The sequence below is a fragment of the Promicromonospora sp. NPDC060271 genome, assembly GCF_042726755.1.
GTDB lineage: Bacteria > Actinomycetota > Actinomycetes > Actinomycetales > Cellulomonadaceae > Promicromonospora.
This window is the reverse complement of the sequence record NZ_JBHXBG010000039.1, coordinates 24,591-34,691: the sequence shown is the minus strand read 5'-3', so window position 1 is coordinate 34,691 and position 10,101 is coordinate 24,591. Positions and strand designations below refer to the sequence as shown.

6 protein-coding genes are annotated in these 10,101 nt (G+C 72.4%); 4 read left to right on the top strand and 2 right to left on the bottom strand.

The genetic code is table 11. From position 1 onward, the window contains the following. Positions 1-67: 67 nt before the first annotated feature. Complete coding sequence (locus tag ACFWE2_RS08670) at positions 68-2,170, bottom strand: penicillin-binding transpeptidase domain-containing protein (protein WP_377223809.1); 2,103 nt, start codon at positions 2,168-2,170, stop codon at positions 68-70. Positions 2,171-2,362: 192 nt separating this feature from the next. Beyond that, positions 2,363-2,980, bottom strand: a complete 618-nt coding sequence (locus tag ACFWE2_RS08665) for a hypothetical protein (protein WP_377223808.1) — start codon at positions 2,978-2,980, stop codon at positions 2,363-2,365. A gap of 396 nt (positions 2,981-3,376) precedes the next feature. On the opposite strand from ACFWE2_RS08665, the gene ACFWE2_RS08660 reads away from it, so the two are divergent. The 4 genes from ACFWE2_RS08660 to ACFWE2_RS08645 all read left to right on the top strand — a co-directional run bounded on the left by ACFWE2_RS08660 (position 3,377) and on the right by ACFWE2_RS08645 (position 10,082). Then, positions 3,377-3,595, top strand: coding sequence for a hypothetical protein (locus ACFWE2_RS08660; RefSeq protein ID WP_377223807.1), 219 nt, complete (start codon positions 3,377-3,379; stop codon positions 3,593-3,595). 59 nt (positions 3,596-3,654) lie between these two features. Beyond that, positions 3,655-6,690, top strand: a complete 3,036-nt coding sequence (locus ACFWE2_RS08655) for an AAA family ATPase (RefSeq protein WP_377223806.1) — start codon at positions 3,655-3,657, stop codon at positions 6,688-6,690. Positions 6,691-6,780: 90 nt separating this feature from the next. After that, a complete protein-coding gene (locus ACFWE2_RS08650; RefSeq protein WP_377223805.1) occupies positions 6,781-8,976 on the top strand; it encodes a SpoIIE family protein phosphatase in 2,196 nt (731 codons plus the stop codon). Between the two features lie 83 nt (positions 8,977-9,059). Further along, complete coding sequence (locus ACFWE2_RS08645; RefSeq protein ID WP_377223804.1) at positions 9,060-10,082, top strand: sigma-70 family RNA polymerase sigma factor; 1,023 nt, start codon at positions 9,060-9,062, stop codon at positions 10,080-10,082. The last annotated feature ends 19 nt before the right edge of the window (positions 10,083-10,101 follow it).

The following is a 10,101-nucleotide window of genomic DNA, read 5'->3' as shown; positions in this document are numbered from 1 at the left end:
GACCAGGCCTCCGCGCTGCGGAGATGACGTCAGGGAGAGCCGGACAGGCGCTCTACTTCGCTGGCGTTCAGTTCCCCGTGAGGAACTTGTGCATCACCGGGCCGGCCGTCGTCGAGCCCAGCTCACCCTCCTCGATGAACACGACGGCGGCCAGGTCGTTCGTGATGGCGAGCATCCAGACGTGGGCCTTGCTGCCGTCACCGAACTGAGCCGTTCCCGTCTTCGCGCCGACGATCCCTGGCACGTCCTGCAGCACCGTGCCGGAACCTTCCTGCACCACGCCGCCCATCAGGCCGCGCAGGGTGGCCGCCTCCTCCGTCGTCAGATCACCCGCGGGCGCCTCGTCGGCGGCCTTCCCGTCGGACGGCTCCACCAGCCACGGCGACACGGTGTGGCCCGCGGAGACACTCGCGGCGACGGTCGCCATCGCGAGCGGCGTGCCGAGCACCTTGCCCTGACCGATCATCGACGCCGCGTGCTCCGTGGCCGCAGCCTCCGCCGGGACGTCACCCATCGCGGCCCCGGCACCGAAGGCCTTGGCCTCGACGCCCAGGCCGAGCGCCGCCGCGGCGTCGTGCAGCTGCTGCTGCGAGATCTTCTGGTGCTGCGAGATGAAGGCCGTGTTGCACGAGTTGGCGAACACCGTCCGGAACGGCACCGCGTCACCCATCGCGGACGCGGGGTAGCCGGGGACGTTCTGGAACGTGCGGCCCTCCACGGTGATGCTCTCCGTGCAGGGCAGCGCGCTGTCCGGCGTGATCCCCGAACGAAGCATCGCGAGGGACGTCGCGATCTTGAACGTGGACCCCGGCGCGTACTGGCCCAGCGTGGCCGTGCTGTACCCGTCGGAACCGGGGCCCGACGCCGCCGCCAGCACCTCACCGGTCGACGGCTTGATCGCGACGATGGCGCTCGCCAGGTCGTCGAGGTCGGCCAGCGCCGCCTCGGCGCGGAGCTGCGTGGCGGGGTCGAGCGAGATGGTCAGCGGCTCGCCGTCGACCTTGTCGATGGTGAACGCCTCGCGGCCCTCGCCACCCTCGGCGGGCTCGATGGTCACGGCAAGGCCGGGCACGCCGCGGAGCTGCTCGTCGTGCGCGGCCTGCAGACCGGACAGGCCGACCATGTCGCCGGGCTTGACGGCGCCCTTCGACTTCTCGACGATCTCCGCGGTGGCCTCGCCGACCGTGCCGAGGAGCGGCCGCGCGAAGTCGCGGTCCCGCGCGAGCGACAGCTCATCGGGGATGCCGACCACACCGTCGATCGCCATCGCGCCCTCGAAGTCGTACTCCGAGTCGTTGTCGCGGATCGTGATGACCTCGACGAACGCCTTGGCCCCCGCGGCGGTGACCTGGGCGGCGATGCGGTCGGTGGTCGCCTGGTCGAACTTCAGCACCCTCCCGAGCTGCTCGGCCGCCGTCTCCCAGCCCGGACGGGTCTTGTCGATGCCCACGCGGTGCACGGGCGTCATGCCGACGATCGTCTCGCCGGTCGTCGAGACGATGTCACCGCGTGCCGGTTCGGTGCGCTCGACGGCGAGCCGCTCGCCCGCCTCGAGGCCCGGCACCAGCACGCCGGTGCTCCAGCCCGCCTCCCACTGCCCGGCCTCGCCGTCGGTCGCACCGGGGTAGGTCAGCTGCGCGACGGTCTCGTACTCCCAGGCCTGCTCGGTCGTGACGGGCCAGGACCAGGCGAGCGTCGCGGTCGCGGTGGCGGTGCCGTCGTCGCCCTCCTCGACCGGCGTGACGTTCTTGACCCGCACGGTCCCGGCGTCCTCACCGACGGCGGCCAGGAGCTGCTCGAACACCTGGGCGTACTGCTCGTCCGGCGAGGCCGATGTCTCCATGGCGAGCGGGACACCCGCGGGCTTGCCCTCCTGGAGCGCTGCCGCGAGCTGCTCGGCGGCCGGCTCCGGGTCGGGGATCGGCGGTTCACGGAACAGGAACCACCACAGGCCGACCCCCACCGCCAGGAGCACGACGACGACGGCGCCGATGATCAGCACCGGCCGGCCCTTGCGGCGGGGAGCAGGTGCGACGGGCGGCGGGCCTCCGGTCGGCGGTAGCTGTGCGTAGCCACCCGGAGGCGGCGGAACCTCTGCATACCCACCTGGCGGAGGCGGGACCGGCGCATGACCGTCCGCAGGCAGGTGGGGTGAGGTGTGTCCGCTCATGCCCAGGAGCCTAAGGGCCTGCCCATGATCCGCACGTGTTATCTCTTGGGAGGAATCGGGCGGGCTTGGGTGAAGGAGATGAACGGGGCCGCCGAACCCCCTGGATCTGCGGCCCCGCTCGTCGACGTCACCCGTCGTCGATAGAGAGGTACGGGCTCGCGGCTTGTGACCGCGCCGCCAGAGCCCGACGGTTCAGGCAGTAGGTGCGGACTTCACCACCGGACCCCAGGCCAGCGGGTCGAGCGTGCGGGCGTCGTCGTCCGCGGTCCCGGCCCAACGGCGCGCGTCGGCGATCGTCCCCTCGAGCAGGTTGCGCAGCCGCGCGTCGACGTCGGGCACGAAGGCCTCGGAGATGCCCTGCACCGCGGTGGAGACCACGCTCGGTGCGGCGTCGCGCACGAACCGCTTGGGGCGCACGCTGGTGCCCGCGCAGAACCGCTCGGCCCAGGCCGCCGTCTTCGGTACGGCCGCGAGCGCGTCCTTGCTCTCCGGCGCCAGGGTGCCGGCGGGCCGGTCGTCCAGGACGTCGAGCATGCGCTCGGAGCCGAGGATCGCGACGGCCAGCGTCTGCTGCCGGTCGGCGGGCGAGACAGGCAGCGCCGTCTGCGCGGCGCGCAGCGCGATCCGCACGTCCCAGCGCGGGTCGGTGCTGGTCAGGCCGATGACCGACGGGATGAGCGGCGCGAGCTGCGGGCGCGAGTGGTCCGCGGTCAGGTCGTTCACCGCACGGGCGAGCATCGCGATCAGCGGATGCGTGCAGGCGGGGTGGTCGCTCCACTTCTCGCCTGCGAGGAAGGATGCGAGCTCCATGAAGCACGCGCCCTTCTTTGGGTTGCGGTGCTTTCCACGGCCGAGCATGGGCAAGATGTCGTACGTTCCAGCTTCGGTTCCGGTCACGATTCCACCCCCGAATTGGGTTCGCTGCTTGCTCCAGTGTGCGTCTGGTGTGACGTAGATCGCAATAGTGAGCCCGCGAACTGCCCGATCTCGCCCCGCTGCCGGGGCCACGTGGGCCTCGCGTGCGGCTCCTCAGAGGCACCTCAGAGGTACCTCAGACCCACCTCAGGGGTACCTCAGCCGGCCGTCTGAGGTACCCGGCCCGCCAGGACTGCCCGACCGTCCGATCCGCAGGGTCCCGCCTCAGGACGAGTGTCTTCCTCATCAGCCGGACGGGCACACGGCCCGCCGGGGACATCCGGAGGAATCATGTCGCTGTGGGGACCCGCCGTCGAAGCGGAGATCGAGTACCGGCAGGCAGAGGTCAAGAAGGCCTGGGGCCGCCAGGGGAGGAGCGGTGCGGACCGCGCCGACCGGGCCGAGCGCCGGTCGGAGCACCGGGCGCTGGCCGACCGCGCCGAGCAGATCAGGGAGGGCATCGCGGGTATGCGCCCGGCGGCGACCACCCGTCACGGCCTGTTCGCGTGATCGCGGTGGGAGCCGGGACGCAGAAGGCCGGGGGGAGTGTCGGTGAGCGGTGGCACGATATGCAGGTGCGACGCTCTGCGACGATCCCCCTGGTCTCCCGGCAGGAGCAGGTTTCCTCCCTCCTGCTCGCGGTGGGGCGCGCCTCGGCGGGCCGTCCCGGCTTCGTGCTCGTCGGCGGCGACGCCGGCGTGGGCAAGACGCGCCTGATCAGCCACGTCGCTCAGGCGGCGGAGCAGGCGGGGGCGAGTGCCGTGGTGGTCCACTGCGTGGACCTGGGCCAGGTGGGCATCCCGTACCTGCCGTTCACCGATGCGCTGACGCAGCTCCAGGCCGGGGCCGCGGGGCCGGAGGCCGCGGCGCGGGTCGCCGAGCTGGTCGCCGAGCGGCCGGCGCTGTGGCGTCTCCTGGAGCCGGGCGGGACCGGCGGCGCCGACCACGACGAGCGGCTACAGCTCTTCGAGGGCATCGGGCGCAGCCTCGCCCTCTCGGGCGTGCCGGAGCGCCCGCTCGTGCTGGTGATCGAGGACGCGCACTGGGCCGACGCGTCGACGCGCGACGTGCTGCGGTTCCTCGCGGCCCGCGCCCGCTCCGAGAACGTACTGATCGTGGTGACCTACCGGACGGACGACGTCGACAGGCGTCATCCGCTGCGCCCGCTGCTCGCCGAGCTGTCTCGGCTGGAGCACGTCGAACGGATGGACCTGCAGCCCTTCGACGAGGACGAGCTGCGCGAGTTCACCACTGCCCTGGCCGGCCGGCCGTTGGCACCGGCGGGTTTCGCCGAGGTGCTGGACCGGTCGGAGGGCAACGCATTCTTCGCGGAGGAGCTCCTGGACGCCGGTCCGGACTCGGCCAGCCTGCCGTGGACCCTCACCGAGGTTCTGCGCACCCGGCTCGAACGGCTGGACCCCGAGGTGCAGCAGGTGCTGCGCATCGCGTCGGTCGCCGGACGCCGCGTGCGGGAGGACCTGCTCCGGGCCGCCGCCGCGCGCTGGGGCGCACCGGACGTCGACGCCGCGCTGCGCGAGGCCGTGACCCAGCAGGTCCTCGTGGTGTGCGACTCGTGCCTGGAGTTCCGGCACGCGCTGCTGGCCGAGGCCCTGTACGCCGACCTGCTCCCGGGCGAACGCTCAGCGGTGCACCGCGCCTACCTCGCGGTGATCGAGCAGGACGGGTCCGACGGCGTGCCGATCGGCAGCGCGGCCGAACGCGCCCACCACGCCTTCGAGGGGCATGACCTGCCCGCGGCCCTGAGCGCGTCGCGTGACGCCGCTCTGCGCGCCCGCCGGCTGCTCGCACCGGAGGAAGAGCTGAAGCACTGGGAGCAGGTGCTGGCGCTGTGGGAGTCGGTCCCCGACGCCGAGGAACGGATCGGCGAGGACCGGGTCTCCGTCGCGCTGTCGGCGGGCGAGGCGGCGGCACGAGCCGGCGACCCGATGCGCGCGGTCAAGCTGACCAGGCGCGCGGTCGAAGGCGTCGACGACCCCGTGCGTCGTGCCGGCCTGCAGCACGTGCTCGTGCACCGTTATGTCGACCTGCCCACCTGGGACGAGACCCCGGGCCAGGTCGAAGCGGCGATCGCAGACCTGCGGGCCGCCCTGAAGACCCTCCCAGAGCGCAGCCCGGAGCGGATCTGGACCAACGCCCTGCTCGCTCGGATCGCGATGATCGTCGACCAGGACGACGACGCCCGCGTGCATGCCGCCTGCGCCATCGAGGAGGCGCGCGCGACGGGCCAGTCCGGCGCGCTCGCCGCCGCCCTGTCCACGCTCGCCGTGCTCGACGTCGCCGACCCCGACCGGGCTGCGGCGCTCCTCGACGAGGCGCGCTCGGCAGCCGTCGAGGCAGGGGACGTGCTCACCGAGATGCGCACCCTCTACAACGCCACGGCCAACCGCTTCTACGCGGGTGAGCTGGACGCTGCCGAGCAGCGGGTGCGGCACGCGCTCGCCCGGGCCGAGGAGCTCGGCCTCGCCTGGAGCGTGTCCACGGTCAACCTGCGGATCCTGCAGGAGGTCATGCTGTACTTCCGTGGCGACCTGACGGCGCGGACCGCCGAGGGTGTCCCAGCCACGTCCAGGCACATCATGGACGCGAGCCGGATGTACGCGGCGGTCGCCAGGGGCGACGACGACGTGCTCGCGCGTGGCGAGGCCCTGCTGGACCACTGGCAGAACGACGGCCAGATCGCCCTGCTCGGTGGCGGCAGCATGGTCGACGCCCTGACGTGGGCAGGCCGGTACGACGACGCGGCGGCCCTGGCCGTGCGGATCACCGACCACCTCGGCGAGGTCTGGACGGAGGTGTTCCTCGGCCGGATCTGGCTGTCCGCGCTGGCGATCGCCGCCCTGGCCGACGCAGCCGAGGCCGACCGTTCGGCGGGACGCGTCGGCGCTCCGGGATCTGCCGCCGCGACGGCCGTGGAGTCCCGCGCGGCCGCCCGGATCGAGAGCGGCGACTCCCTCCTCGCCATCGCACGGGAGACCGCCCAGCGTGGCCGCCCCCGCGGCGGCGTGCTCGGTCCCGAGGGCAAGGCCTGGCTGCAGCGGGCGACCGCGGAGAACGCCCGTCTGCACGCCGTGGTGGGGCAGGGCCAGGGTCCGGCGGGCGACGAGAACGACGGGTCCACGTCGGGCGGGCTGTGGCGGGAGGCCGCCGAGGAGTGGCAGCAGACGGTGAACGCCTTCGACTTCGGCTACCGCTACGAGGTGGCGCGCTCGCGCTACCGCTGGGCCGAGGCGCTGCTGGGGGCCGGCGAACGAGAGGCCGCCGAGGTGGAGGCGGCCGAGGCGCTCTCCGAGGCGGAGGACATGGGCGCGAAGCCCCTGGCCGAGGCCGTCCGTGCGCTGGCGAGGCGGGCACGGCTCGACCTGCCCGGGGTACGCCGCGCCACCGCGTCGACCCTGACGGACCGCGAGGAAGAGGTGCTCGGCCTCGTCGCGCAGGGCCTCTCGAACCGGCAGATCGGCGAGCGGCTCTTCATCTCGACCAAGACCGTGAGCGTGCACGTGTCCAACCTGCTCGCCAAGCTCGGCGCCTCGGGGCGAGCCGAAGCGGTGAGCCTCGCGCACCAGCGCGGCCTGCTCGAAGTGTGACCCGAACGCGGCAGGTTACCTGCCCGGCGCAAAAGGGACACATCCGGTACATCTGTCGCGCACGCGTCCTTCTCTCGCAATACTGAGCAGATGCCGACGGACCTCCAGGCGTTGCGAGACCTTGAGCACGTCGGTCTCGGTTCTCCTACTGCTGATGAGGCCTTTGACCGATTCGCTCGCCTGGTCCGGCGGCACCTGAAGGTGCCGGCCGCCGTCGTGTACTTCGTGGTTCCTCAGGGGCAGGTGCTGGCGGGTTCCTCCGGGATGCCGGAGCCCATGCAGTCGAACCGCATGTTGCAGTACCCGGGGACGCTCACGAACGTGATCGCCACGCGCGGCGAGCCGGTCGTCTCGTCGGACGCCCGCCTCGACCCGCTCCTGCGCGACAACTACCTCGTCCGGGAGATGGGCCTGGTCGCCGTCGCCGGCTACCCCGTGTTCGACCTGCGCGGCCGCGCCGTCGGCGCCCTGTGCGCCGTGGTGGACGAGCCCCGTGAGTGGTCGGAGGACGACCGCGCCTCCCTCGCCGACCTCGCCGCTGCCTGCACCGCTGAGCTGCGGCTGCGCGCCGAGCGGGAACGCGCGCGCCGGATCCAGCAGACGGCGGTCCGCGCCAACCGCCGCAGCCGGTTCCTGCTCTCGCTGAGCGAGGCGTTCGCGAACGCCAACACGATGGACCAGGTCGAAGAGGTGATCATCGAGGTCAGTACCGCCGGTATCGGCGCGCGGTACTGCGCGTTCGCCCTGATGGACGCGGACGGGCGGGGGATCACCTATCGCTCGCTCGTCCACGCCGAGCCGCAGTTCCCGCAGCGGCTGCGGCAGGCGAAGCTGGACGACCAGCGGCCGCTGGCCGAGGCCGCCCGCACGGGCCGTCCGCTGTTCTTCCGGTCGGGCGACGAGCTCTTCTCGGCCTTCCCGGACCTCAAGGACCTCTGCGACCCGGACATCGGCGCCCGGGCCTTCCTCCCGGTGGTGACGGCCGGCGCGGTGGTCGCCGTCATCGGGCTCGCGTGGGACCGTGACCGTGGGCCGGACAAGGACTCGTACGCCCTCCAGACCGGCCTCGCGCACTACACGGGTCACGCGCTCGAGCGCGCACGGCTCCTGGAGGAACGCCGGGAGTCCGCGAAGACACTGCAGCGGGCGATGCTCAGCCGGCTGCCCGAGGTGCCGCACCTCGACATGGCGGCGACCTACTCCCCCGCCACGCGCTCCGACCAGATCGGCGGCGACTGGTACGACGCCGTCGCGGTGGACGACGACGCGACCATGTTCATGATCGGCGACGTGACCGGCCACGACATGCGCGCCGCGGCCAAGATGGGCCAGCTCAGGTCCCTGCTGCGCGCCTTCGCGTGGAGCCACGACGAGTCGCCGTCGGCCCTGCTCTCCCTGCTCGACAAGGCCAACTCGGGCCTGGGCCTGCTCGCCAGCGGGACCGCTGTGGTCGCCCGCCTGGAGCGAACCGGTGGGGCCTACCAGCTCACGTGGTCGACCGCCGGCCATCCGCCGCCCCTCGTGCTCAGGGAGGACGGGACGGTCGAGCGCCTGGCGGTGCTGCCGGACATGATGCTCGGCGTACGGCCGACGTCGAAACGCACCGACCACGTCACCACGCTGCACCCCGGCGACACCCTCCTGCTCTACACGGACGGTCTCGCCGAGCAGCGCGGCACCACGCCGGACCAGTGGCTGAACCGCCTGCAGAAGACGCTCGGCGTGCTCGGCGACACGGCGACCGCCGCGCTCCCCGTGACCCTCGTGCGCCGCCTCGCCTCGGACGACCAGCGGGACGACGTCGCGGTGCTCGCCGTCCGGGTGCGGGCCGCGGCCCCGTCCGGCCCGCCGTCGCTGGGGCGCCCCGCCACCGCTGAACGCAAGCTCGCCCCGTCGCTGAGCGACGTCGGCCCGGCCCGTATCTGGGTCGACGACGTGCTGGAGAGCTGCGCCGTGCCGATGGCCCTGCGCCGGACGGTGATGCTGCTGACGTCCGAGGTGCTGACCAACGCCGTCGACCACGGGCAGGCGCCGTTCACCGCCACCGTCGAGGTGGACATGGAACGCCTGCGGGTAGGGGTGCGGGACTCCTCGACCGCGCAGCCGGAGCTGCGGGACCCGACGGTCACCGAGTTCGGCGGGCGCGGCGTGCAGTTCCTCGAACGGCTCGCGTCCCGCTGGGGCGTTGACCGGCACGGCGAGCCGGCCGACGGCCAGCACCGGGCCGGCCGACGGGGGAACCGGCGGACCGGCAAGACCGTCTGGTTCGAGCTCGACCTGCGCTGACACCGGGGTGAACTTGAGCCGGCGGCTTCGGCCAGGATCGAATCCACGGATCAGTGTCAGTGGTGCCGCGTACCGTGTGATCCATGGCACAGACAGCGTCACATCCTAGGCAAAGCACCGGTGAGGACCTGGCCGCGGACGAGCTCTCCGCAGAGCTGGAGGTCTACCGCCGCGAGCTCACCGGGTACTGCTATCGGCTGCTGGGCGGCGCGTTCGACGCCGACGACGCGGTGCAGGAGACCCTCCTGCGCGCATGGCGGTCCTACGAGCGGTTCGAGGGCCGGTCCTCGCTGCGCACCTGGTTGTACCGGATCGCAACGAACGTCTGCTTCGACCAGCTCGGTTCGAGCCGGGCCAAGCGTGAGCGCCCCATGGGCCTCGGCGCAGCGGTCGACCCGGTCGAGGAGAGCCTCGCGAACGTCCTGCCCGAGTACGCATGGGTCGAACCCGTCCCGACGGAGCACGTGCTCCCCGGCGCGGGTGATCCAGCGGACACGACCATCGCGCGTGAGTCGGTGCGCCTGGCGTTCGTCGCCGCGCTGCAGCACCTGCCGGCCAAGCAGCGCGCGGTCCTCATCCTGCGCGAGGTGCTGCGCTGGCCGGCGACCGAGGTCGCCACGCTGCTCGACACGTCGGTGGCGTCCGTGAACAGCGCGCTGCAAAGGGCACGCGCGACGCTCGCCGACAAGGCGCCGGACAGGTCGGGTACCTCGGAGGCTTCCGCACCGCCGTCGGCGGGCGAGTCCGAGCTGCTGGAGCGGTACGTCGCGGCGTTCGAGCGGTACGACATGCAGGCGCTGGCCAACCTGCTGCGCGAGGACGCGGTCATGAACATGCCGCCGTACTCGATGTGGCTGGAGGGCATCGAGAACATCCAGGCGTGGATGCTCGGCCCCGGCAACGGGTGCGAGGGCTCCCGCTGCGTGCCGATCCACGTCAACGGCACCCCCGGGTTCGCCCAGTACCGGCAGGACCCGAAGGGGGGCCACTTCGCATGGGGCATCGTGGTGCTGGAGAACGACGGCGAGCACATCACCGGCATCACCACCTTCATCGACACGGAGAAGTGGTTTCCCCGATTCGGCCTGCCGAGCCGCCTCGAGTAGGCATTTGGCCATACCCTCA

What these genes read in the sequence shown, in the direction of transcription:
- ACFWE2_RS08670 (WP_377223809.1), bottom strand. Translation starts at nt 2,170, where the DNA reads ATGAGCGGACACACCTCACCCCACCTGCCTGCGGACGGTCATGCGCCG.
- ACFWE2_RS08665 (WP_377223808.1), bottom strand. Translation starts at nt 2,980, where the DNA reads ATGGAGCTCGCATCCTTCCTCGCAGGCGAGAAGTGGAGCGACCACCCC.
- ACFWE2_RS08660 (WP_377223807.1), top strand. Translation starts at nt 3,377, where the DNA reads ATGTCGCTGTGGGGACCCGCCGTCGAAGCGGAGATCGAGTACCGGCAG.
- ACFWE2_RS08655 (WP_377223806.1), top strand. Translation starts at nt 3,655, where the DNA reads ATGCAGGTGCGACGCTCTGCGACGATCCCCCTGGTCTCCCGGCAGGAG.
- ACFWE2_RS08650 (WP_377223805.1), top strand. Translation starts at nt 6,781, where the DNA reads ATGCCGACGGACCTCCAGGCGTTGCGAGACCTTGAGCACGTCGGTCTC.
- ACFWE2_RS08645 (WP_377223804.1), top strand. Translation starts at nt 9,060, where the DNA reads ATGGCACAGACAGCGTCACATCCTAGGCAAAGCACCGGTGAGGACCTG.